At 72.4% G+C, this 23,196-nt stretch carries 21 protein-coding genes; 3 read left to right on the top strand and 18 right to left on the bottom strand.

Annotation, left to right across the window (positions count from 1 at the left end):
• Positions 1–32 precede the first annotated feature (32 nt).
• The 17 genes from NP095_RS06030 to NP095_RS05950 form a co-directional block, all read right to left on the bottom strand.
• Complete coding sequence (locus NP095_RS06030) at positions 33–737, bottom strand: YggS family pyridoxal phosphate-dependent enzyme (RefSeq protein WP_232416872.1); 705 nt, start codon at positions 735–737, stop codon at positions 33–35.
• Positions 724–1,437 carry a polyphenol oxidase family protein gene (locus tag NP095_RS06025; protein WP_232416873.1) on the bottom strand — a complete coding sequence of 238 codons (714 nt, stop codon included), beginning with the start codon at positions 1,435–1,437 and terminating at the stop codon, positions 724–726. Before NP095_RS06025 ends, NP095_RS06030 begins: the two co-directional genes overlap by 14 nt.
• Before the next feature lie 2 nt (positions 1,438–1,439).
• The gene (gene ftsZ, locus NP095_RS06020; protein WP_232416874.1) at positions 1,440–2,600 is read right to left on the bottom strand and encodes a cell division protein FtsZ; all 1,161 of its coding nucleotides are present in this window, start codon (positions 2,598–2,600) and stop codon (positions 1,440–1,442) included.
• Between the two features lie 148 nt (positions 2,601–2,748).
• Positions 2,749–3,459, bottom strand: a complete 711-nt coding sequence (locus NP095_RS06015) for a cell division protein FtsQ/DivIB (RefSeq protein WP_232416875.1) — start codon at positions 3,457–3,459, stop codon at positions 2,749–2,751.
• Complete coding sequence (gene murC / locus NP095_RS06010) at positions 3,452–4,852, bottom strand: UDP-N-acetylmuramate--L-alanine ligase (protein WP_232416876.1); 1,401 nt, start codon at positions 4,850–4,852, stop codon at positions 3,452–3,454. The genes NP095_RS06015 and murC overlap by 8 nt, the downstream gene beginning before the upstream one ends.
• Positions 4,849–5,928 (bottom strand): undecaprenyldiphospho-muramoylpentapeptide beta-N-acetylglucosaminyltransferase, encoded by a 1,080-nt coding sequence (gene murG, locus NP095_RS06005; protein ID WP_232417419.1) that lies wholly within the window; start codon positions 5,926–5,928, stop codon positions 4,849–4,851. The genes murC and murG overlap by 4 nt, the downstream gene beginning before the upstream one ends.
• 2 nt (positions 5,929–5,930) lie before the next feature.
• Positions 5,931–7,151: a putative lipid II flippase FtsW gene (gene ftsW, locus NP095_RS06000; protein ID WP_232416877.1), complete on the bottom strand. Its 1,221-nt coding sequence runs from the start codon at positions 7,149–7,151 to the stop codon at positions 5,931–5,933.
• Positions 7,152–7,251: 100 nt separating this feature from the next.
• Positions 7,252–8,703, bottom strand: coding sequence for a UDP-N-acetylmuramoyl-L-alanine--D-glutamate ligase (gene murD / locus NP095_RS05995; RefSeq protein ID WP_232416878.1), 1,452 nt, complete (start codon positions 8,701–8,703; stop codon positions 7,252–7,254).
• The gene (mraY, locus tag NP095_RS05990) at positions 8,693–9,760 is read right to left on the bottom strand and encodes a phospho-N-acetylmuramoyl-pentapeptide-transferase (protein ID WP_232416879.1); all 1,068 of its coding nucleotides are present in this window, start codon (positions 9,758–9,760) and stop codon (positions 8,693–8,695) included. Before mraY ends, murD begins: the two co-directional genes overlap by 11 nt.
• A gap of 30 nt (positions 9,761–9,790) precedes the next feature.
• Positions 9,791–11,149, bottom strand: a complete 1,359-nt coding sequence (locus NP095_RS05985; protein WP_232416880.1) for a UDP-N-acetylmuramoyl-tripeptide--D-alanyl-D-alanine ligase — start codon at positions 11,147–11,149, stop codon at positions 9,791–9,793.
• Positions 11,146–12,630 carry a UDP-N-acetylmuramoyl-L-alanyl-D-glutamate--2,6-diaminopimelate ligase gene (locus NP095_RS05980; RefSeq protein WP_232416881.1) on the bottom strand — a complete coding sequence of 495 codons (1,485 nt, stop codon included), beginning with the start codon at positions 12,628–12,630 and terminating at the stop codon, positions 11,146–11,148. The genes NP095_RS05985 and NP095_RS05980 overlap by 4 nt, the downstream gene beginning before the upstream one ends.
• 38 nt (positions 12,631–12,668) lie before the next feature.
• The gene (locus NP095_RS05975) at positions 12,669–14,411 is read right to left on the bottom strand and encodes a peptidoglycan D,D-transpeptidase FtsI family protein (protein ID WP_232416882.1); all 1,743 of its coding nucleotides are present in this window, start codon (positions 14,409–14,411) and stop codon (positions 12,669–12,671) included.
• Positions 14,411–14,872: a hypothetical protein gene (locus tag NP095_RS05970; protein ID WP_232416883.1), complete on the bottom strand. Its 462-nt coding sequence runs from the start codon at positions 14,870–14,872 to the stop codon at positions 14,411–14,413. Before NP095_RS05970 ends, NP095_RS05975 begins: the two co-directional genes overlap by 1 nt.
• The gene (gene rsmH / locus NP095_RS05965; RefSeq protein WP_232416884.1) at positions 14,869–15,819 is read right to left on the bottom strand and encodes a 16S rRNA (cytosine(1402)-N(4))-methyltransferase RsmH; all 951 of its coding nucleotides are present in this window, start codon (positions 15,817–15,819) and stop codon (positions 14,869–14,871) included. Before rsmH ends, NP095_RS05970 begins: the two co-directional genes overlap by 4 nt.
• Before the next feature lie 124 nt (positions 15,820–15,943).
• The gene (mraZ, locus tag NP095_RS05960; protein WP_154595281.1) at positions 15,944–16,396 is read right to left on the bottom strand and encodes a division/cell wall cluster transcriptional repressor MraZ; all 453 of its coding nucleotides are present in this window, start codon (positions 16,394–16,396) and stop codon (positions 15,944–15,946) included.
• Between the two features lie 279 nt (positions 16,397–16,675).
• Positions 16,676–17,065: a DUF3040 domain-containing protein gene (locus NP095_RS05955; protein WP_232416885.1), complete on the bottom strand. Its 390-nt coding sequence runs from the start codon at positions 17,063–17,065 to the stop codon at positions 16,676–16,678.
• A 14-nt stretch (positions 17,066–17,079) separates the two neighbouring features.
• On the bottom strand, positions 17,080–17,880 hold the full coding sequence (locus tag NP095_RS05950; protein WP_256766126.1) for a class I SAM-dependent methyltransferase: 801 nt from the start codon (positions 17,878–17,880) through the stop codon (positions 17,080–17,082).
• Between the two features lie 92 nt (positions 17,881–17,972).
• Between NP095_RS05950 and NP095_RS05945 the strand changes: the two genes are divergently transcribed.
• Entirely contained in the window at positions 17,973–19,151 is a 1,179-nt protein-coding gene (locus tag NP095_RS05945) for a phytoene desaturase family protein (protein ID WP_232416887.1), read from the top strand.
• Positions 19,152–19,166: 15 nt separating this feature from the next.
• Here the strand turns inward: NP095_RS05945 and metF are convergent, their stop codons facing one another.
• Positions 19,167–20,075, bottom strand: coding sequence for a methylenetetrahydrofolate reductase [NAD(P)H] (gene metF / locus NP095_RS05940; protein ID WP_232416888.1), 909 nt, complete (start codon positions 20,073–20,075; stop codon positions 19,167–19,169).
• A 24-nt stretch (positions 20,076–20,099) separates the two neighbouring features.
• Here metF and NP095_RS05935 point away from each other — a divergent pair, with 24 nt between their 5' ends.
• Together NP095_RS05935 and pknB are read left to right on the top strand one after the other, a co-directional pair.
• Entirely contained in the window at positions 20,100–21,128 is a 1,029-nt protein-coding gene (locus NP095_RS05935) for a polyprenyl synthetase family protein (RefSeq protein WP_232416889.1), read from the top strand.
• Between the two features lie 63 nt (positions 21,129–21,191).
• Positions 21,192–23,159, top strand: coding sequence for a Stk1 family PASTA domain-containing Ser/Thr kinase (gene pknB / locus NP095_RS05930; RefSeq protein WP_232416890.1), 1,968 nt, complete (start codon positions 21,192–21,194; stop codon positions 23,157–23,159).
• Positions 23,160–23,196: the final 37 nt, after the last annotated feature.

Genomic DNA, 23,196 nt, shown 5'->3' with positions numbered 1-23,196 from the left:
ACTCCCGATCCTCGGTCTTGACGTTGTTGAGACTACTGCAGTATGGACCGCTGCCCGAGCACCGAGCGACCCACGCGTACGTGTGTCGCCCCGTGGGCGATGGCGGTCTCGAAGTCCTCGCTCATCCCGGCCGAGATCGTCGTCGCCGACGGCACGGTGCGGGTGAGCTCGGTGCTGATCTCGCGCAGATGCGCGAAGCTCGGTGCGGGGTCCTGCCCCAGGGGCGCCACGGTCATCACGCCGCCGAGCTCGAGGTGGGGGCACTCGCTGACCACGACCTCGGCCAGCGCGGCCACTTCCTGCGGAGGCACGCCGGCCCGGCCGGGGTCGGTCGTGTCGAAGTCGACCTGGATCAGGCACCGCAGGGTGCGTCCGGCGGCCTGCGCGCCGCGGTCGAGCGCGCGCGCCAGCTTGGGGCGGTCGAGGCTCTGGACGACGTCGGCGTACCGCGCGACGGCTCCGGCCTTGTTGGTCTGCAGGGCGCCGACGAAGTGCCAGCGCAGGTCGATCCCGGCCTCGACGACCTCGCGGTGCTTGTCGCCGGCCTCGGGGTGGCGGTTCTCGCCGACGTCGGTGACTCCGAGCTCGGCCAGGATGGCCACGTCGGACGCCGGGTGGGTCTTGGTGACGACGATCAGCGTGACGTCGTCCGCCGAGCGACCGCTCTGCTCGCACGCGCGGGCGATCCGCTCACGCACGGCGGCGAGATGGTGCTCCAGCTCGTCACGACGCTGCATGGTCGCCACCCTCCCCCAGCACGACGCCGGCGCCGAAGCGGCCGGCCGCGTCACCTTGGCGACGGTGGGACCAGAAGGTGTCGTCCTCGATCGTGCAGCCGCCGAGGTCGTGGACGACCACGTCGGCGCGCTGCAGCTGGGCGATGACGGCTGCGCCGATGTCGAGGCCGGGGGTGCCGCGGCGCGTGGTCGCGCGGGCGGCCGGCTCGACGGCCGCGACGGCGTCGGCCATCTGCTCGGGAACCTCGTAGCACTGTCCACAGGCGCGGGGTCCGACCCACGCCTCCAGTCGCTCGGCGCCGCGCCGGCGCAGTTCGTCGACCGTGGCCGCGACGACGCCGGCGGCCATGCCCACCCGACCGGCGTGCACGACGGCCGCGAGCGGGCGGTCGGGATCCACGACGACGACGGGAGTGCAGTCGGCAACACGGACGACGGCGACGACTCCCGGCCGGTCGACGATGAGCGCATCGGCCTGCGGCGTCGGCGCGCCGGCCTCAGCGACCGCGACCTCGGCTCCGTGGACCTGGCGCATGAGCGCCGGTCGACCGCCCAGGGCCGCCGCGAGGGCCTCGACGCCGGCCACCACCGACCCGTCGGCCGCGGGACCGCGGCCGAGGTCGGTCCGCGCGTCGGTGAAACCGAACCGCGCGTGACCCACGTCGGCCCGGAACCACAGCGGAGCGGGAGCGGCCGTCACGATCAGCGCAGGAAGTCCGGGATGTCGAGGCCGTCGCCGAACTCCTGGCCGGAGGGCTGTCCCACCGGCACGGGCTCGCTGACGACGCGCTGCTCCGCGGGACGCTCGCGCTCGGCCTGGGGCCGGGCGGCGGGCGCCGACTGCTGCGAGGCAGTGGCGGAGGACTGCTGCGGGTCGCGGCCGCGCAACGCCGGCTGGGCCGTGTCGCGCTGCTTGGGCTCGCCGCCGTCGAAGCCGGCCGCGATGACGGTGATCCGCACCTCGTCGCCGAGCGAGTCGTCGATGACCGTGCCGAAGATGATCTTGGCGTCCTCGTGGACGGCCTCCTGCACCAGCTCGGCGGCCTCGTTGATCTCGAACAGGCCCAGGTCGGACCCGCCCGCGATCGACAGCAGGACGCCGCGGGCGCCCTCGATGGACGCCTCGAGCAGCGGGCTGGAGACGGCCAGCTCGGCGGCCGTGGCGGCGCGGTGCTCACCGCGCGCCGAGCCGATGCCCATGAGGGCCGAGCCGGCGTCGCTCATGATCGACTTGACGTCGGCGAAGTCGACGTTGATCAGACCGGGCGTGGTGATGAGCTCGGAGATGCCCGAGACGCCCTGGTAGAGCACCTGGTCGGCCTGGCGGAAGGCGTCGAGCAGGCTGATGCTCTGGTCGCTGATCGACAGGAGTCGGTCGTTGGGGATGACGATGAGGGTGTCGACCTCCTCGCGCAGCCGCTGGACGCCCAGGTCGGCCTGCGCCGCGCGGTTGCGTCCCTCGAACTTGAAGGGGCGCGTCACGACTCCTATCGTCAGCGCGCCGAGCGAGCGCGCGATGCGCGCCACGACCGGGGCGCCGCCCGTGCCGGTGCCGCCGCCCTCACCCGCGGTGACGAAGACCATGTCGGCGCCCTTGAGAGCCGCCTCGATCTCCTCCGCGTGGTCCTCGCACGCCTTCTTGCCGATCTCCGGATCGGCGCCGGCGCCGAGTCCGCGCGTCGAGTCGCGACCGACGTCGAGCTTCACGTCCGCATCGGTCATGAGCAATGCCTGGGCATCGGTGTTGATCGCGATGAACTCCACACCCTTGAGCCCGGCCTCGATCATGCGGTTCACGGCGTTGACACCACCGCCGCCGATGCCGACGACCTTGATCACCGCAAGGTAGTTCTGGACCGCCATGTCGTTCCCCTTCAACCTTAACCTTCAAGTCGAGGCTTATAGTTATGTCAACCTCGTCGATGTCTAGACACTAGGGGCGCGCGCGAGTCGATCAGTGGTGACACGCCGTGTCGACGACGTGTTGTTGTGACGGATGGGGAGAGACGCGTCACTTGAGGGTCGTCGGGCGCTCGGGCGCGCTGACGTCGTAACTGCGTGCCTTGATCTGCAGCAGCGGTCGCAGGACGGCCAGCTTGGGCCGCGCCTCCTCCGCACTCCCCCACACGACGGTGCGGCTCTTCGCCAGGCCCAGCTCGATCGAGTCCGTGGTCTCGGCCCGGATCACGTCGGTGTCGGCGAGCAGATCACGGTCGCCGTCCGCGATGTCGGCCGCCACGCGGGCCACCGCGGCCACGACCCTGCGGTCGTCGACGTCCACGTCGAGGCGCGGCAGGTGCTTGGGTCGAGAGTTCAGCGGACGGTAGGCCAGGCCGGACTCGTCGACGGCCCAGGGCGTGCCCGACCGGTCGACCCAGGCGACGGCCGAGCGCTCGGTGACGACGATCCGGATCGTGTGCGGCAGGTCCCGCTCGATCCGGACCGACTCGACCGGCTTCAAGGTGGCGACCCGCTCGGCGACGGCGTCGGTGTCGATGCGCGGCACCGGCGTGCCCAGCGGCACCGCGGCCGACCGGACGACCCACTCGGCGGGGAGGTGCTCGACTCCGGTCACGTCGACGGTGCGGGTCTCGAGCAGGCTGGAGAACCAGACCGCCCAGCCGGCGGCCACGACCGCCAACACGGCGGCCACGATCCCGGCGATCCGCCAGCGCGACCGACGACGCCGTTCCCGCAGCTTCTCGGTGAAGCGGTCACTCATCGGAGGAGTTCCGCAGCAGTTCGAGCAGCGCAGGGCCGACCGTCGTCACGTCGCCGGCGCCCAGCGTGAGCACGAGGTCGCCCGGGCGTACCAGGGTCGCGAGGAGACGCGGCACGTCCTGCACCGGTCCCCCGGCCAGCGCGCCGGGGCCCGCGGCCCGCACGACGAGGTCCGAGGTCACCTCGGGGTCCGCGGCCTCGCGGGCGAGGTAGAGGTCGGCGACCACGACGAGGTCGGCGGCGGCCAGCTCGTGGCCCATCCGCTCACCGAAGAGGCGGGTGCGGCTGACCAGGTGCGGCTGGAACACCACGACGAGGCGGTCGCCGCCGGCCAGGGCGCGCGTGGCGGCCAGGTCGGCGGCGATCTCGGTGGGGTGATGGGCGTAGGAGTCGACGACGCGCACGCCGCCGGCCTCGCCCTTGGGCTCCATCCGGCGGGCGGCGCCGGTGTAGGCGCCCAGGCCCTCGATCAGTCCGGCCGGGTCGTGACCCAGCTCGATCCCGATCGCCAGGGCGAGCAGCGCGTCGGCGGCGTAGTGACGGCCGGGGACGGCGAGCACGACCTCGGTCGGGTCCAGCCCGGCTCCGGAGACCGTGAAGCGGGTGGTGGAGCCCTCGACCACGACGTCGGTGCCGCGGACGTCGGCGTCCGGGGCGAACCCGGCGGTGACGAGTCGTGCGGACGTGCCCGCCTCGACCAGCCGGCGGCAGCCGGGATCGTCGGCCGAGATCGCCACGATCTGCTCGACCGTCGCGGCGAAGTCGGCGAAGGCCTGCTCGTAGGCCTCGACCGTGCCCCACGTGTCGAGATGGTCGGCGTCGATGTTGGTGACGACCGCCGCGTACGGGCGGTAGTGCAGGAACGCGCCGTCGCTCTCGTCCGCCTCGACGACGAACTCCGGCCCGGCCCCGCGACGCGCGTTGGTGCCCAGGCCCGCGACCTCGGCGCCGATGGCGAAGGACGGGTCGGCGCCGGCGCCGCGCAGGGCGAACGTCAGCATGGCCGTCGTGGTGGTCTTGCCGTGCGTGCCGGCCACCGCGATCCGCCGGTCGGACAGCATCGTCGACATGAGTCCGGCCGACCGGGGCCACAGCCGCAGTCCGCGGCGACGCGCCTCGATCACCTCGGGGTTGTCCTCCGGGACGGCGGTCGACGCCACGACGGTGTCGCGGTCGGCGAGGTGCTCGGCGGCGTGGCCGACGTGGCACACGATCCCCGCCGCGCGCAGGCGCGCCAGCACCGCGGAGTCGCGGGCGTCGCTGCCCGTCACGTCCACGCCGGACTCGTGCATCAGCAGGGCGATCGCGGACAGCCCGGCGCCGCCGATGCCGATCAGGTGCACGCGCCCGAGCCGGTCGGCGGGCAGGACCTCGTCGGGCAGGTCGATCCTCACCGGCCCGCCTCGCCGGCGCGGTGGATCATGGCCGCCAGCTGCTCGGCGGCGTCCCCGCGCACGATGCCGGACGCGGCGCGCGACATGCTCGCGAGACGCTCCGGCGAGGTGACCAGAGGCACCACGGCGCTGTCGACCCACGCGGGAGTGAACGCGGCGTCGTCGATGAGCAGCGCTCCCCCGGCGCCCACGACGGGGTGGGCGTTCAGGGCCTGCTCGCCGTTGCCGATCGGCAGCGGGACGAAGACGGCGGGAAGTCCGACCGAGGAGACCTCGGTGACGGTGTTGGCGCCCGAGCGGCACACGACGAGGTCGGCCGCGGCGTAGGCCAGGTCGATCCGGTCGATGTACTGCTCGACGACATAGGGCGGGTCGCCGGGACGGGGCGACAGCTCGACCTCGTCGGGGCGCCCGGCCGCGTGCAGCACCTGGATGCCGGCGTCGGCGAGGTCGCGCGAGGCGGCCGCCATCGCGGTGTTGATGCGGCGAGCACCCTGCGAGCCTCCGGTGACGAGGATCGTCGGACGATCGGCGTCGAGGCCGAAGTGGGCCCGACCCTCGGCTCGCGAGGCCTCGCGGTCGAGGTCGGCGATCTGCCGGCGGATGGGCAGCCCCACGTACGTGGCGTGGCGCAGCGGCGTCTCGGGGAAGCTCGTGGCGACGTGGGTGGTCAGCCGCGCTCCGAGCTTGTTCGCGATCCCGGGCAGCGCATTGCCCTCGTGGACGACCAGGGGCAGCTTGCGCTTGCGGGCGGCCAGGTAGGCCGGCACCGAGACGTACCCACCGAATCCGACGACGACGTCGGGCCGGAACGAGTCGATCACCTTGAGGGTGGCCGAGACCGATCGGCGCAGGTTGCGCGGCAGCCGCACGAGGTCGCCGTTGGGACGGCGCGGCAGCGGCACGGGCGGGACGAGCTCGAGGGCGTAGCCGGCCTGCGGGATGAGGGTGACCTCGAGACCGCGGGGCGTGCCCAGGCACAGGACGTCGTCACCCGCCTCGGCCAGGACGGCGGCGGTCGCGAGCAACGGAGAGGTGTGGCCGGCGGTGCCTCCGCCGGCGAGCAGGACCCGCATGGTCAACGGCCCACCTTGCGCTGCCTCTTGCGGGCCTTGGCCCGACGGGAGGTCGAGAGGGCACGGGCGGCCCCGGGTTCGGTGGTGGCGCAGTTGGCGAGCAGGCCGAGCGCGGCGAGAGTGGCGAGCATGCTGGATCCACCGTACGAGATGAGCGGGAGCGGCACGCCGATGACCGGCAGCAGGCCCAGCACCATGCCGATGTTGATGACCGCCTGCGTGGTGATCCAGATCGTGATGCCGGCCGCCAGGTAGCGCGCGAAGCGGTCGCGGCTGCGGTGTGCGATCCGGAAGCCGGTGTAGGCCAGCAGGCCGAACAGGGCCAGCACCACGAGGCTGCCGGCCAGACCGAGCTCCTCACCGATCACGGCGAGGATGAAGTCGGTGTGCGCCTCGGGCAGGGCGCCCCACTTCTGCCGGCTGCTGCCCAGGCCCAGGCCCCAGAAGCCGCCGCGGGCGAAGCCCATCATCGCCTTGATGGCCTGGTAGCCGGACTTCTCCGGGTCGGCCATCGGGTTGAGGAACGACATGAAGCGGTCGACCCGGTGCTGCGCGGTGGCGACGAAGAACAGCAGGATGACCACGAGGCCGGCACCGAAGCCGAGCATGGGCTTGAGCGGCAGGCCCGCGATCCACAGCAGTCCGGCGATGATCGCGAACAGGATGACGGCGGTGCCCAGGTCCTTCTGGAACACGACCAGGGCCGAGACCGCGCCGGCGATGGGGACGACCGGGGTGATGACGTAGCGCGCCGTGCCCAGGTACTTGTGGCGGCGCGTGTAGATGTCGGCGATCCACAGCACGATCGCGAGCTTGGCGAACTCCGAGGGCTGCAGGTTGAAGCCGGCGAACAGCGGGATCCAGTTCCGGTTGCCGTTGATGTCCATGCCCAGCGGGGTGAAGGTCAGGCCGATCAGCATCACGACGCCGAACAGGGCCGGGCGGGCCAGCTGCCGCACCCGCTCGAGCGGGATGCGCATCGCGATGACCATCGCGGTGACGCCCACGGCGGCGAAGATCGCCTGGCGCAGGAAGATCTCGAAGGAGTTGCCGTAGACCCGCAGCGCCAGCACCGAGCTGGCGCTGAGCACCATGATGAGCCCCAGGCCGAGCAGCAGCCCGGTCGTGCCCAGCACGAGCTGGTACGACGCGAGCGGACGCTCGAGCAGGGTCCGCACGGCCTCGAGCTTGCTCGACGACCGCCGAGAAGCGGTGGTACTCATGGCGTTCCTTCGGGGAAGAAGAAGAGAAACTCTCATCAGTGTGGCCCGTGGGGTGTCGACGGACCCGCATCTGGGACGCGTGTCGCGCCCCCGTCACAGGTCAGGTCGTGGCGCGGCGGGCGGCCTGCGCGAATGCGTCGCCGCGGTGGGCGTAGTCACGGAACTGGTCCATCGACGCCGCGGCAGGCGCCAGCAGCACCGTGTCACCGGGGCGGGCCAGCCGCGCGGCGGCGGCCACGACGGCGTCCATGAGCGCCTCGGCGTCGTCGGCGTCGACGACCTCGACCGGGACGTCCGGCGCGTGCTCGGCCAGGGCGGCCGCGATCAGATCGCGGTCGGCGCCGATCAGGACCGCGCCGCGCAGCCGATCGCGGACGTCGCGTGCGAGGTCGGTGTAGGTCGCTCCCTTGGCCAGTCCCCCGGCCACCCAGACCACGTGGTCGAAGGCCTGCAGGGACGCCCGGGCCGCGTGCGGGTTCGTGGCCTTCGAGTCGTCGACCCAGCGGACGCCGTCGTGCTCGACGACCGTGCTGATCCGGTGGGGCCCGAGCCGGAAGGCGCGCAGGCCGTCGCGGACTGCGACCGCCGGCACCCCGTGCGCGCGGGCCAGCGCCGCGGCCGCGAGGGCGTTCTCGACGTTGTGGGGCGAGTCGTCGTCCAGGTCGGCCAGCGAGGCCAGCTCGGCGGCGCTGGTGGCGCGCTCCTCGACGAACGCCCGGTCGACCAGGATCCCGTCGACGATGCCGACCATGCCGACCTCGGGGATCGCGCGGGTGAAGCCGATGGCGCGGGCGCCCTCGACGACGTCGGCCTCCTCGACCAGGTGCATCGTGGCCTCGTCGGCGACGTTGTAGACGCACGCGAGCTGCGCGCGCTCGTAGACCTTGCCCTTCGCGGCGGCGTAGGCCTCGGCCCCGCCGTGCCAGTCGTAGTGGTCCGGCGCGAGGTTGAGCACGGCGGCCGCCTGGGCCGACATCGAATGGGTCCAGTGCAGCTGGAAGCTGGAGAGCTCGACGGCCAGCACGTCGCGACCCGCCGGGTCCATGACCGCCTCGACGACCGGCGTGCCGACGTTGCCGACGGCCTGGGCGCGCAGCCCGGCGGCCTGCAGGATCGACTCGAGCATCTGCACGGTCGTGGTCTTGCCGTTCGTGCCGGTGACGGCCAGCCACGGCGCCGGGTCCGGCCCGCGCAGCCGCCAGGCCAGCTCGACCTCGCCCCAGACGGGCACACCGCGACCGGCGGCCTCGACCAGCAGCGGCGCGGTCGGGCGCCAGCCCGGAGAGGTGACCACGAGGTCGACGTCCTGCGGCAGGGAGGCCGTGGAGCCGGGGCCGAGCCGCACGTCGGCGCCCAGCACCTCCAGCAGCTGCGCCTGCTCGGCACGGTGCTCGTCGCCCTCGGACTCGTCCAGGACGATGACGTCGGCGCCCAGGTGGTTCAGGGTGTCGGCGGCCGCGAAGCCGCTGATGCCGAAGCCGGTGACGACGGCGCGCACGCCGTCCCAGGCGGACTCGCGCCCGAGTGTCGTCACGTCGCGGTCAGAAGGCACCGGCGACCCACTCCCAGTAGAAGAGGCCGATGCCGGAGACGACACAGATCCCGGAGATGATCCAGAACCGGACCACGATCGTGATCTCGGCCCAGCCCTTGAGCTCGAAGTGGTGTTGCAACGGGGCCATCCGGAAGATCCGTTTGCCGCCGCTGAGCTTGAAGTACCCGACCTGCAGGATGACCGAGAGCGTGATGATGACGAACAGGCCGCCCAGCACGACGAGCAGCAGCTCGGTGCGGGTCATCAGCGCGAAGCCGGCCATCAGCCCGCCCAGCGAGAGCGAGCCGGTGTCGCCCATGAAGATCTTCGCCGGCGAGGCGTTCCACCACAGGAAGCCGAAGCACGCGCCGGTGACCGCCGAGGCGATGACCGCGAGATCGAGCGGGTCGCGCACCTCGTAGCACTTGGGGCCGGCGTCGGGCATGAAGCAGCTCTGGTTGGACTGCCAGACGTTGATGAGGACGTAGGCGCCGAAGACCATCACCGAGGCGCCCGTCGCGAGGCCGTCGAGGCCGTCGGTCAGGTTCACGCCGTTGCTGGCGCCCGCGATCAGCAGCAGCACCCACAGCACCAGCAGCACGGTGGGCAGGGTCCACGGCAGGTCGCGCGTGAACGAGATGGCGTGCGTGATCGGGGTCTGGCCGTCGCCGTCCTCCCAGCCGATCGCCAGGACGGCGAAGACCAGGCCGACGAGGATCTGACCGACCATCTTGGCCTTGCTGCGCAGACCGAGGCTGCGCTGCTTGCTGACCTTGATCCAGTCGTCGAGGAAGCCGATGACGCCCAGGCCCACGAACAGGAACAGCAGCAGCAGCGCCGAGGCGCTGGTCTCGTGGCCGGTGATGAGCTTGGCGATGGCGTAGCCCAGGACGGTGGACACGATGATGACGAGTCCACCCATGGTCGGGGTGCCGCGCTTCACGTGGTGGGACGTGGGGCCGTCATCGCGAATGAGCTGCCCGTAGCCCTTCTTCACGAGGACGGAGATCGCGAATCGGGTACCGACGAGCGTTCCGACGAGCCCGACGACCCCCGCGATCAATACGGCCAGCATCGCTTCCGTTCGTTCCTTCCGTGACGTGATTCAGTCGCGCAACAGCGCTTCGACAACCCGCTCGAGGCGGGCGCCCCTCGATGCTTTCACAAGCACCACAGCATCGGGGCCCAGGCTCGCGGAGACAGCCGTCACGGCCGCCTCGACGTCCGGGACCGACTCGCCGACCGGACCGGCGCCCTCCGCGATGGGTGCGGCGGCGGCGCCCACGGCGACGACCCGGGCGATTCCCAGGTCGGCTGCGAGCCGGCCGATACGGCGATGCTGCTCCGGCGATTCCTCGCCCAGTTCCAGCATCTCACCGAGGATCGCGACGCCTCGTCCCGGGGCCATCTCGGCCAGGGTGCGCAGCGCCGCGGACATGGACTCGGGGTTCGCGTTGTACGCGTCGTTGATGACGACGGCTCCCCCACCGGCGCGATGCCGCTCCATCCGCATCGGCGACGCGGCGTGGGCGTCGGCGAGGGCGGCCACGGCGTCGGCGACGGGCACGCCCGCCGCCGTGGTGGCTGCCACCGCGGCGGCCGCGTTCATCGCCTGGTGCTCGCCGAGTTGGGGCACGGTGGCCTCGAACCGCTCGCCGTCGACCTCGAGGACGAAGTGCGGGTGGCCGTCGGCGTCAAGGCTGACGTCACCGACCAGCCGGACGTCCCCGGCGCGGCCGAAGGTGACGACCCGTCCGCGCGTGCGCGACGCCATGGCGGCCACGCGCTCGTCGTCGGCGTTGAGGACGGCGACGCCCTCGGGGCCCAGGGCCTCGACCAGCTCTCCCTTCGCCTGCGCGGTGCGGTCGAGACCGCCGAACTCGCCGGCGTGGGCGCTGCCGACGTTCAGGACGACCGCGATGTCGGGCGGGGCGATCGCGCACAGCGTGGCGATGTGGCCGATGCCGCGGGCGCCCATCTCCAGCACCAGGTGCCGGGTGTCCTCGTCGGCACGCAGCACCGTCAGCGGGACGCCGAGCTCGTTGTTGAAGGAGCCCTCGGGCGCCACGGTGGCTCCGCGCGTGGCGAAGACGTGTGCCATCAGGTCCTTGACGCTGGTCTTGCCCTGCGACCCCGTGACGGCGACGACGGTGACGTCCGCTCCGTGCCGCAGGGCGGCCAGGCGGTCGGTCGCCAGCAGGCCGAGGGCGTGGACGGGCTCGTCGACCAGCACGTGCGGCCCGGGCACCGCGCGGGTGGCGAGGCTCGCGACGGCGCCGGCGTCCAGGGCCGTGCCCACGAAGTCGTGTCCGTCGACCCGCTCGCCGGAGATCGCGACGAACAGCGATCCGGGCACGACACGACGGGAGTCGACGACGGCGGGGCCGTGGACGACGAGGGTGTCGTCGCCCTCGACGCGTCCCCGGGTGGCCTCGGCGATCTGCGCCAGGGTCGTGCGGATCACCGGACGTCCCCGATCAGCTCGGCGAGCACTTCGCGGTCGTCGAACGGGTGGACGACGTCGCCCACCTGCTGTCCCCGCTCGTGGCCCTTGCCGGCGACGACGACCGTGTCGCCCGTGCGGGCCAGGTCGACCGCGGCCGCGATGGCCTCGCGGCGATCGCCGATCTCCAGCACCCGCGCGGCGCTCCCCGCGGCGCCGGCCAGCACCTCGGCCCGGATGGTCGCGGGGTCCTCGCTGCGGGGGTTGTCGTCGGTGACGACGAGCACGTCGGCCAGCCGGGCCGCCACCTCACCCATGAGGGGGCGCTTGCCGCGGTCGCGGTCGCCGCCGGCGCCGAGGACGACGATGAGGCGACCGGCCGTGACGGGGCGCAGCGCGTGCAGGACGGCCTCGACCGCCTCGGGCTTGTGGGCGTAGTCGACGATCGCGGTGAAGGACTGGCCCTCCTCGACGCGCTCCATCCGGCCGGGCACGCCGCGTGCGGTCGCGATGCCGTCCGCCAGGCGCTGCAGGTCGTGCCCCTCGCCGGCGAGCGCCACGACCGCCGCCACGGCGTTCGAGACGTTGAACGCTCCCGGCAGGGGCACGGACAGCTCGGTCTCGCGGCCGTCGGGGGCGAGGAGGGTGACGTCGCTGCCGAGGCGGTGGGCGCGGATGTTCAAGGCGCGCCAGTCGGCCGCCGCACCCTCGGTGGAGAACGTCGTCACGGGCAGGGACGTCATCTCGGTCAACCGGCGACCGTGGGCGTCATCGATGTTGATGACCGCGCGACGGGCGTGCTCGGGCGTGAAGAGCTCGGCCTTCGCCTGGAAGTACGACTCGACGTCGTGGTGGAAGTCCAGGTGGTCGCGTCCGAGGTTGAGGAAGACAGCCGCGTCCAGCACGAATCCGTCGACACGGCCCTGGACGATGGCGTGGCTCGAGACCTCCATCGCGCAGGCGGCGACCTGCTCCTCGGCCATGACCGCGAAGAGCGCCTGCAGGGCGGGCGCCTCCGGCGTGGTGAGGCTGCTCGCGGCGGGACGGCCCGCGATCCGCGTGCCGATCGTGCCGATGACCGCCGCGTGGTCCTCCCCCAGCGCCGCCTCGGCGAGGTAGGTGGTCGTGGTCTTGCCCTGGGTGCCGGTGACGCCGATCGTCGTGAAGCGGGTGCTGGGGTGGCCGTAGAAGTCCGCCGAGAAGGCGGCCAGACGGGCCCGCGGCTGGTCGGCGACGACCCGCGGCACGTCGGCCGGCAGCGCCTCGGCGCCCTCCGGGTCGGTCAGCACCGCCACCGCGCCGGCCTCGAGGGCCCGGGCGGCGAACCGCACGCCGTGCGTGGTGGCGCCGGGCAGCGCGGCGAACAGGTCACCGGCCACCACGTCGCGCGTCGAGAGGCTGATGCCGGTGACCGTGGCGTCCCCCGCGACGGTCGATCCCGGGAGCGCTTCGGAGACCCTCGCGAGGTCCCATGCGGGCACGTCCAGCGGTCTGACCCTCATCTCATCCACTCGCCCCAACCTACCGGGCGCCACGCGGGCTACCAGTCCTGCTTGATCTTCGGCGGCTTGGCGCCGGTCGGCGCGACGCCGAAACGCTCCAGCGCCATGGACATGATGTCCTTGAAGACCGGGCCGGCCATCGAGCCACCACCGGCGTTGGCCGGCGGCTTGTCGATCACGACGTAGGTGATGAAGCGCGGGTTGTCCGCAGGCGCGAAGCCCATGAAGGAGATCGTGTTCTGTCCGCGCACGTACCGGCCGGTGTTCGGGTTGACGCGCCACGCCGTGCCGGTCTTGCCCGCCACGCGGTAGCCCTCGATCTGCGCCGCCGGCGCCGTGCCGTCGTCGGCCGTGACCGCTTCCATCATCCGCGTGACCTCGGCGGCGGCCTCGCGCGAGATGACCCGCTGGGAGTCGCCGGTCTGCGTCTTCTCCTCGGAGCCGTCGGCCTTCGTCAGCGAGTCGACCACCCGCGGCGTGCACATCACGCCGCCGTTGGCGATCGCGCCCACGGCGCGGACCATCTGGATGGCGTTGACCGAGACGCCCTGACCGAACGACGTCGTCGCCTTCTTCGCCTTCGTCCACTCGCGGACGGGCGAGACGATGCCGACCGACTCCTCCGGCAGGTCGATCCCGCTCTGGGAGCCGAAGCCGAACTTGCGCAGGTAGGAGTAGAAGGTCGAGTCCGACATCTGCTCGGCGGCGACGATCGTGCCCAGGTTGGACGACTTGGCGATGACGCCGGCCGCCGTCAGCTGCAGGGTGCCGTGCTGCCAGTAGTCGCCGATCGGGTAGCCGTCGATGACCATGCCCGAGGGGACCTTGATCTTGGTGTCCGCCGTGACCTTGCCCTGGTCGGCCAGGGCCGCCATGGTGATCGTCTTCATGACCGAGCCCGGCTCGAAGACGTTGGAGACGGCGCGGTTGACCAGCGTCTTGTCGTTGACGCCGACGCGGGTGTCCGGGTTGTAGGTGGGCGCCTGCGACAGCTGCACGATCTGGCAGGTGCGGACGTCCATCGTGACGGCGAGACCGTAGTCGGCGCCCGCGGAGCTCACCACGTCGCGCAGTCGCTGGTCGGCGTACCACTGCAGGTCCCGGTCGAGCGTCGTGTTGACGTCGCTGCCCGGGGTCATCTCCTTGACCGTCGAGTCGGCCATCGGGATGCGCTGGCCGGTCGAGGAGACCTCGTAGGTCGACGAGCCGTCCGTGCCGGTCAGCTTGCCGTCGTAGAAGGCCTCGAGGCCGGCGATGCCCTTGCCGTTCTCCTCGGTGATGCCCAGGACGTTGGCCGCCAGCGATCCGCCGGGGTAGCTGCGCAGGCTCTTGGTCTGCGTGAAGACGCCGGTGTACCCGGCCTCGGCCACGGCCTGGACCGCCTTGCGCGCCTCGTAGGCCGGCAGGTCCTTGGCCAGGTAGACGAACCGGGACTTCGGCGTGCGGAGCTTGCGGATCGTGTCGAAGTAGTCGATCTCGTCGCCGAGCTTCTCGTGCAGGATGCGTGCGATCTCGGGAGCCTTGTCGGCCGCCATGGACGGGTCGCCGGTGATCGTCAGGCCGTGGGTGCTGGTGACCAGCTCCTCGCCGTTGCGGTCGACGATGTCACCGCGGGGCGCCGGGACGACGGCCTTGCGGGTGCCGGCCTCGACCGCCATCGCGGCGTACGCCTTGGCGTCGACGGCCTGGATCTGGAACAGCCGGCCCGCGAAGAGCGCGAACAGGGCCAGGACGATGACGACGAGGAACCGCAGTCGGGTCCGGGTGACCGCGAGGGGCATCAGCCGGCCCTCCGCACGTTCGTGCCGCGCTCGGCGGGGACGGCCTCGCCGATGACCTTGCCGTCGGACAGGCGCAGGAAGACCGGGTTGGCATTGGGCACCATGCCCTCGGTGAGGGCGCGATCGGCCAGGCCCGAGGGGCTCTGCATCCGGTCGACCTCGGTGGCGAGCTGCTCCTTCTGGGCCTGGAGCAGCGTCGAGCGCTGCTGCAGCTCGTCGATGCGGAAGGCCTGGGCCTGCATCGCGGTGCTGAGCAGGATCAGGCCGACGAGCCCGAGCGCCAGGACCGAGAGCACGACCACGACGAACGGCGCCCGGCGGGCGCGGACCCGCACGGGGCCGACGAGGCGCAGGCCGACGTCGCGGGCGTCACGGCCGCGGGCGGCGATGCCCGAGGCCAGCGCGGAGGATCGGCCGACGGCCGTGCGGGTCAGGGTGCGGGGCGAGGTGGCGGTGCTCATGGGGCGGCGATCCGTTCGACAGCGCGCATCCGGACCGAACGCGCACGGGGGTTGTCGGCGATCTCGTCCTCGCTGGCCAGCTCGGCGCCCCGGGTGAGGGATCGGAAGCGGGCCAGCATGGACTCAGGTACGACGGGCAGGTCCCGCGGCGCCTTGGTGGTGGTGACGGAGGTGATGACGCGCTTGGTGATCCGGTCCTCCAGCGAGTGGTAGGACAGCACGACGACGCGGCCACCGACCGCGAGCAGGTCGAGGGCGGCCGGCAGGGCGCGGCGGTAGACGCCGAGCTCGTCGTTGACCTCGATGCGCAGCGCCTGGAACGTGCGCTTGGCCGGATTGCCACCCGTGCGCCGCGCGGGCGCCGGGATGCACCGACGGATCAGGTCGACCAGCTGGTCGCTGCGCTCGAAGGGACGCGTCGCGCGCTCGGAGACGATCTCCTTGGCGATGCGGCGGGCGAACTTCTCCTCGCCGTACTCGCGCAGGATGCGGGCCAGGTCGCCCTCGGCGTACGTGTTGAGCACGTCGGCGGCGGTCAGCTCGTCCTCGGGGTTCATGCGCATGTCCAGCGGCGCGTCCTGGGCGTAGGCGAAGCCGCGCTCGGCCAGGTCCAGCTGCATCGAGGAGACGCCGAGGTCGAAGAGCACGCCGTCGACCGTCGTGCGGCCACTGGCCGCGACGACCTCGGGCAGCTCGTCGTAGACCGCGTGGGCGGCCTCGAAGCGATCGCCGAAGAGGGCCAGCCGCTCCCCCGCGCGCCGCAGCGCCTCGCCGTCGCGGTCGACGCCGATGACGTGAAGGTTCTCGTACCGGGTGAGCAGCGCCTCGGTGTGTCCACCGAGTCCGAGGGTCGCGTCGATGATGACCGGACGGTCGACCCGCTCCACGACGGGCGCGAACTCCGACACGACGCGGTCCAGCATCACCGGGACGTGCCGGGCGCTCATGCGCGCGACTCCGTCGCCTGCCGGGCACGACCGATGAGGCCCGATTCCCGCCTGCCGAGCTCTGACGCCGGGGAAGTGACGTCAGAACCCCTCAGGCGGGCATCGCGCCCCACCGTCCGCGCGCTCAGAAGATCCCGGGGAAGATCTCCTCCGACAAATCGGCGAAGCCCTCCTCGTGCTCGTCGGAGAAGTCGTTCCATCGAGTGGAGTCCCAGATCTCGAACCGCTCGCCCGTGCCCACGACCGTGCAGTCGCGCTCCAGGCCGGCCCACTCGCGCAGCAGCTGCGAGACGGGCACGCGCCCCTGCTTGTCCGGCGTCTCGTGCGCCGCACCGCCGAAGAGCATGCGGATGAAGTTGCGTGCCTGCCGGTTCGTGAACGAGGCCTGCCGGGCTCGCGAGGAGAACTCGTCGAACGCCTCGGGCGTCCACCCGTAGATGCAGTGCTCCTGACCGCGGGTCAACACCACGCCGTCCGTGAGCAGTGGCCGGAACTTCGCGGGAAGGAACAGTCGCCCCTTCTCGTCCAGCCGCGGGGTGAACGTGCCGAAGAAGTGCGCTGATGCCGGTGCGGTCATCGCGTCCCTCCTGTTCCACGTTGCTCCCCTTCGCGGTCGAAGTTCGGTGTTTCCACCACTACGCACCACCTTAACCCACAACGCTCCACCATCCACCTACTTTTCGTCAAGAGTCGGGGTGTGTCGCGTGAGACGGCACAGAAAAGGCCCGTCATCACGGGGATGACGGGCCGGTGGAGCGAAGTGGGGAGATTCAGCGCCCCGGGTGGAGGATCAAGGGGAAACGTCGAAGGCCCCGCCGGAGGCGGGGCCTTTCGAGGGTGCTTCAGTCGATGGGGATCAGTAGCCGTCGTCCTGACGACGCTGCCAGCGCTCCTCCATCCGCTCGACGAAGGAGCCGGAGCCCTTCGGTCCGCGCGGCGACGACGGCGCGGGACGAGTCGGCTCCTGGGCGCCGGAGATCCCGCGACGCCAGGCACGGACGAACAGGTAGGCGGACGCCACCATCACGATGAAGCCCGCGGCGCCGATCCAGGTCATCTTGGACACGGCTCCGCCCAGCAACATCGCGATACCGGCCAGGAAGCCCACGACGCAGATGGCCGCGACACGACGGTTGTGCGCGATCAACTTGGAGCCGCGCAACGTGGACGCGAACTCGGGATCCTCTTCGGCCAAGGACTGCTCCAGTTGGGCGAGCAGTCGGGCCTCTTCGTCCGACAGTGGCACGGTGGACTCCTTGATCAGGGGTGTGATGTTGATTCTAGGCGGGCCATGGTCTGCAAACCAGCCGAACGTCCCGCGAACTGGGGAATCCGGCGGACCTCGCGCTCCAACGCGTACAACTGCTCGCGGGCGCCCGCGGATCCGTCGACGACGACACCGGGCACCTCGTCGCTGAGAACCCTGACTCCCTGGGCCAGGACGGGCGTCAGCCCATGACCGGACAGCAGGGCCTCGAGCTCCTCGAGCAGCCAGCGGCGCGGGCCGAGGCCGGCGAGGTCCCAGGACGCGTCCGGGGTGGCCTCCACGAGGGCGCGGGCTCCGGCGAAGTCACCCGCCGCGGCGCGGGCCGCGACGGCCGCGACCCGGCCCCCGACCAGCACGCTGAGCCAGCCGCCGGGCCGGAGCGCGGCACGGGCCGCGTCGACGGCCTGCGCCGGGTCGAGCACGTGCTCCAGGACGCCGTGGCAGATCACCAGGTCGATCGATCCGTCCGCCACGTGCTCGGCGAGGTCTGCGGAGTCCCCGAGCAGTCCCTCGATCTGCACCCCGGCCTCGGTCGCGCGTCGCGCCGAGGCGGCGAGGGCGTCGGGGCTGGGGTCGACGACCGTGACACGGTGGCCCAGCGCCGCGACCCGGACGGCGTCCGAGCCGGTGCCGCCACCGAGGTCGAGCACGTCCAGGGAGCCGGATCCGTCGTCGTCGGCGCCGGCCTGCACCAATGCGTCGAGCACGCACTGCCATGCCAGGACGCCACGGATCGGACCCATGACGTCACCTTCCCACAGGGCGGTGGGTCGAGCCGCTCGCGGTACGGTCACGGCATGGATCCCTCGGCCCTCGACCGACCCACCGACCGGCCCGACGGAGACCGTTCCGCCGGTGTGGCGGCGTCCGCGCGGAGGGCCTGACCATGGCACGCATCCTGGTCGTGGGTGGTGGATTCGCCGGCCTGTCGGCCGCGGCTCGGCTGGCCAAGCTGAGGCACGACGTCACCGTCCTGGAGCGCGAGACCGAGCCGGGTGGCCGCCTGCTGGGGATCCGGATCGGCGACGACCGCTGGGCCGCCGGCCCCGAGAGTGTGACGCTGCCCGGTGTCTTCCGTGACCTCTTCCGCAAGTCCGGGCGCCCCATGGACGCCCTCATCGCGATCACCCCGGCCGGCCCGCGCCACCACGTGCTGCCGGCCCGCTGGCCCCGGCGGACGGTGACGCTCGACCTGCCCTTCGGCACGCGCGGCGCCCAGGTCGACGCCGTCGTCTCGGCCTTCGGCTCCGACGCCTGGTCGCCGTGGGTCGACGAGTCGCCCGCCCCATGGAACGAGTTGCGCCGCCGCGTGTTCGAGGTGGCACACACGCCGGACTCCCCCGTCGCCGCGGTGACGTGGAGCGACCGGTCCCTGAGGGACGTCGTCCGCCCCCTGCGCGACTCGCGCCTGCGCCGGCTCGCGGCGGACCTGCCCGGCCTCACCGAGGCGGCTCCGGGCGTGCTGGCCGTGTGGCACTACGTCGAGCGGAACTTCGGCCGCTGGCGGTTCGACGGCGGCAGCGCCGGCCTGGCCGCGGCGCTCACGACGCGCCTGCGCGAACGCAAGGTGACGGTCGAGACCGGCGTCGACGTCGCCCGACCGGTCGAGAGCGGGGTCGAGCTCGCGGACGGGTCGACCCGCGAGGCCGACGTCGTGGTGTGGGCGACGGGGACCGATCCGCTGGCGTCCCCGACGGCGCCGACCCTGGAGCACACCGCGGTCCGGCTGGACGGTGACCCCGACGTGCCGGACGACCTGGTGGTCCACGACCGCGACGTCGTGCGCGGCTGGCGCTCGGGCCCGGACGGCTGGGTGTTCGAGGCCCGCCGTGACGTGGATCCGCTGGCGGTGCTGGCCCGTCACGGGCTCGACCTGACACCGCGCGTGACCTGGAGGGAGAGCGTCCCCGCTCCCCCGACGTCGGACGACCTGCCGCGCCCGGCCAGGAGCCCGCGCCCCGGACTGTGGCTCGTGGGCGCCGCCGCGTCGCCCGGTGCCTCGCTCGAGGTCACGGGCATGGGCACCGCCGCCCTGGCGGAGCACCTCGGCGCCGTTCCCCGCTGACGCGAGGCAGCGGGCTCAGATCACGTCGTCGGCGCGCAGCCGCTCGAAGATCTCGCGGGTCGCGGGCGAGCGGTTGAGCGTCATGAAGTGCAGGCCCGGGGCGCCGCCGGCGATCAGCTCGCGGCACAGCTCGGTCGCGAGGTCGATGCCCTTGGCCCGCACCGCCTTCGGGTCGTCGGCGAGCGGCTCGATCTGGTCGAGCACCTCGCGCGGCATCTCGGCGCCGGAGAGCTCGGCCATCCGGGCCACCTGCTTGAGGTTCAGGATCGGCATGATGCCCGGCACGATCGGCAGGTCGCAGCCGCGCTCACGGATGCGGCGGACGAGGCCGAAGTAGTCGTCCGCGCGGAAGAACAGCTGCGAGATCGCGAACGACGCGCCGGCCCGGGCCTTGGCCACGAGGACGTCGGCGTCGGCGTCGAGTCCGTCCGCGTCGGGATGTCCCTCGGGGAAGGCTGCGACGCCCACCGAGAGCCCGCCGACCTCGTGCACCAGCTCGACCAGCTCGATCGCGTGGCTCATGCCGTCGGGGTGCGGCTCCCACGGGGCGCGGGGGCCACCGGCCGGGTCGCCGCGCAGGGCGAGCACGTGCCGCACGCCGGCGGCGACGTACTGCTTCAGCACGGTCTCGATCTCACCGCGGCTCTGGCCGACCAGGGTCAGGTGGCCGACGGGCGGCATGGGGGCCTCGCGCGCGATGCGCTCGGTGATGCGGACCGTGCGGTCCTGGCTGGTCCCTCCGGCGCCGTACGTCACCGAGACGAAGGTCGGCTCGAGAGGCGCGAGATCGTCGATCGTGCGCCACAGCTGGGCTTCGCCCTCGTCGTCCTTGGGCGGGAAGAACTCGAACGAGACCGCGGGCCGGTCGGAGGCGAGAGCCTGCAGGATCGGGTCCTCGCGTGCGGCGTCGTCGGTGTCGGGCATGACCACAACGGTATCGTCACCGAGGTGACCAGCCCGGCAGACGATCCCACTTTTCGGACAGCTGTCGCCCGACAGCTGGACTCCTTCGTCGCGGACCAGCGCGTCCTGCTGACCGAGGTCGACCCGGCGGTCGGCGACCTCGTGCAGGCGGCGGTCGACTTCACCGTCGGCGGCAAGCTGTTCCGGCCGACCTTCTGCCACGCGGGCTGGCTGCTCGCCGGCGGCTCCCCCGCCGATCCGCGCATCGCCGCCGCCGGCGCCGCCTTCGAGTGGCTCCAGGGCAGCGCCCTGGTCCACGACGACCTCATGGACGGCTCGGACACGCGCCGCGGCCGGCCGAGCGTGCACCGCGACTTCGAGGCGCGCCACGTCGCGGCCGGCGCGGTCGGCGACCCCGAGCAGTACGGCGCCCGGGTCGCGATACTGCTCGGAGACCTCATGCTGTCGTGGGCCGACGAGCACTTCCGTCGCGCCGAGCCCGACTCCCGGACGGCGCTGCTGTGGGACGCCTGCAAGTCCGAGGTCGTCTCCGGCCAGTTCCTCGACGTGCTGACCCAGACCCGCGAGACGCTCGACGTTGCCAGCGCCATGCACGTCATCCGGTTCAAGTCCGCCAAGTACACGATCGAGCGGCCGCTGCACGTGGGTGCGGCGCTCGCCGGGGGCGACGACACGCTGCTGTCCCGCCTGACCGACGTGGCCCTGCCGCTGGGCGAGGCCTTCCAGCTGCGTGACGACGTGCTCGGCGTCTTCGGCGACCCCGCCGACACCGGCAAGCCGGCCGGCGACGACCTGCGCGAGGGCAAGCGCACCGTCCTCGTGGCGCGGACGGCCGACGTCACCGGCGACGCCCGCGTCCTGTCCCTGCTGGGCCGGCCCGAGGGCGTCGACGAGCTGCGTGACCTCATCGAGGCCAGCGGCGCGCTGACCGAGGTCGAGCGCGACATCGATCGTCTCGTCGCGCAGGCCGAGCGGGCCATCGCCGTGCTCGGCGACGAGGCGGCCGCGGTGCTCGACCCGCTGGTCGACGCGGCGACGCGACGCGTCCGCTGATCCGCCGGACCACAGCACTTCGGGGAGCGACCCCTAGAATCAAGGTGTTCTCAGGAGGCGTGGATGACGGTCACGGATGACAACGCACTGGTCGGGCGGACGCTCGACCAGCGTTACGTGATCCACGAACGCATCGCCCGCGGGGGCATGGCCAGCGTCTTCCGGGCCACCGATCTGCGCCTCGACCGGGTCGTGGCCGTGAAGATCATGCACCCCGACACGGACCTCGCAGAGGCCCCCGAGCGCTTCGTCCGCGAGGCCCAGTCCGCCGCCAAGCTGAACCACCGCGGCATCGTCTCGGTCTACGACCAGGGCGTCGACGGCGACACCGTCTACCTCGTCATGGAGTACGTCCCGGGCCGCACCCTGCGCGACGTCCTGCGCGAGGAGGCGCCGATGCCCCCGCGGCGGGCGCTGTCGTACCTCGAGCCGGTGCTCATGGCCCTGTCCGCCGCGCACGACGCCCGGCTGATCCACCGCGACATCAAGCCCGAGAACGTCCTCATCTCGACGACCGGCGAGGTCAAGCTGGCCGACTTCGGCCTGGCCCGCGCCATCAGCACGGAGTCGACGCTCGACGGCGTCCTCGTGGGCACGGTGTCGTACCTGGCACCCGAGGTCATCACCCATCAGGGCGCTGACCCGCGCACCGACGTCTACGCCTGTGGCGCGATGCTCTTCGAGATGCTGACGAGCACGAAGCCCCACGTCGGCGACTCGCCGCTGGCCGTGGCGCACCTGCACGTCAACGAGGACGTCAAGCCGCCCTCCACCCTGCAGCCGGGCATCCCGCCGTACCTCGACGCCCTCGTGATGCGCGCCATGACGCGCGACCGCGGCCGCCGCTCCCCCGACGCCCGCGTGCTGCTGCACCAGGTTCGTCAGGTCCAGCGCGCCCTCGCCGCCGGCCTCGCCGACGATCCCGACCTCACCGCCGACCTGCTGCCCGGCGCCGGCCCCACGCCGGCCGAGATGCCCACGCTCGACCGTCTGCCGGCCGACGTCGAGCTGACGGCTCCGGTCGCCTCCTGGATGGACGGCCCGCCGACACGGGCGACGACCTCGGTCAGCGAGCCCACCACGACCTTCGGCGCCGCACCGCCTGCCGCCACGGTGCCCCCGGCGGCGGCCGTCGCGACGCCCCGGAGCCGCCGCGGCCCCGTGCTGCTCATGGCCGCGGTGGCCGCCCTCGCCGCCACCGCCCTGCTGGGCTGGTACCTCGCGATCGGGCGGTACGAGATCGTCCCGAACCTGGTGTCCATGGACCGTCAGGAGGCGGTCGAGGCCGCCGAGGCGGCCGGCTTCACCGTCGAGATCGGCGACCCCGCGTTCTCCGAGGTCGTCGAGAAGGGCGCCGTCGTCTCGACGGACCCCGACGCCGGCTCGCGACTGCTGCCGGACGAGCCCATCACCGTCACGCTCTCCAAGGGCAAGGAACGGTACGAGATCCCCAACATCCAGGGCCGCACCGTTGCCGAGGCCGAGACGATCCTGGGCGCCCTGCACCTGCGCGTCGGCGAGGTCACCGAGGAGTTCAGCGACAAGGTCCCCACCGACGGGATCATCAAGTCCTCGAGCCACAAGGTCGGCGATCAGGTCAAGCGCGACACCGAGGTCGACCTCGTCGTCAGCAAGGGCCCGCGCCCGATCGAGATCGAGGACCACGCCGGCGACGAGGCCGACGAGGCCAAGGCCGAGCTCGAGGGAGAGGGCTTCACCGTCCGCACCGTCGAGGAGAACAGCGACTCGGTCAAGAAGGGCCGCGTCATCAGCCAGACGCCCTCGTCCGGAACCGGCGTGCGCGGCGACACGATCACGCTGACGGTCTCGCAGGGTCCCCCGCTCGTCGCGGTGCCCGACCTCAAGGGCAAGACCGAGGACGAGGCACGCGCCGCCCTCGAGGCGCTCGGGCTCAAGCTGAACGCCGCGCGCAACCCGTTCGCCGGCGGCGACGCGAAGGTCCAGTACCAGATGACCGACGCCGGCAAGAAGATCAAGCGCGGCTCGACCGTGACGGTCTTCCTGTCCTGAGCCGCCCGGCGCAAGGGGCCGTGGGGGGTGGGGCGCG

Source organism: Aeromicrobium duanguangcaii (assembly GCF_024508295.1).
GTDB lineage: Bacteria > Actinomycetota > Actinomycetes > Propionibacteriales > Nocardioidaceae > Aeromicrobium > Aeromicrobium duanguangcaii.
This window is presented reverse-complemented; position numbering and strand designations above follow the sequence as displayed.